Genomic DNA, 415 nt, shown 5'->3' with positions numbered 1-415 from the left:
CAAAACCATAAAATTCCATTCATTTAGAGTTGAGGGGGCGGGAGTGCGCGATGCATTTCCGCCCCCGATTGTTGTGTGAGGTTGTATTCATTTGCGTATGGAAACGCCGCTGCGCGGACGTTCGGGCGGGCACGCAGGCACCGCCCCTACGTGTTTCGTTTGGGTGGATTGCATGTGCGAAACATCGTTACCCCGCGTGGGCGAAAGAAAGTACAACCCCCAAGGGGTAGCCCCCTCGCTTGCATCCGTTACCCAGGGTAGGCTGCGTTGCACTTGCCAACCCTGCGCTATCGAAAGTATAACCGCTGCGCGGTAGGGGCACACCGCATGGTTTGATGGAGATGGGTAGGGGCGGTTGATGTTGTTTGGGCAGATTGCGTGTGGATGGTTGGTTTCGTTTGGGAATGGATTGTGC

General features: G+C 56.1%; 1 protein-coding gene. It reads right to left on the bottom strand.

Going from position 1 to position 415, the window contains the following annotated elements:
* Nucleotides 1-187: 187 nt before the first annotated feature.
* Nucleotides 188-415, bottom strand: a 228-nt coding sequence (locus tag X919_RS16835) for a hypothetical protein (RefSeq protein WP_172642713.1), incomplete at its 5' end; no start/stop codon positions are given.

This window comes from Prevotella sp. HJM029 (assembly GCF_000599605.1).
GTDB lineage: Bacteria > Bacteroidota > Bacteroidia > Bacteroidales > Bacteroidaceae > Prevotella.
This window is presented reverse-complemented; position numbering and strand designations above follow the sequence as displayed.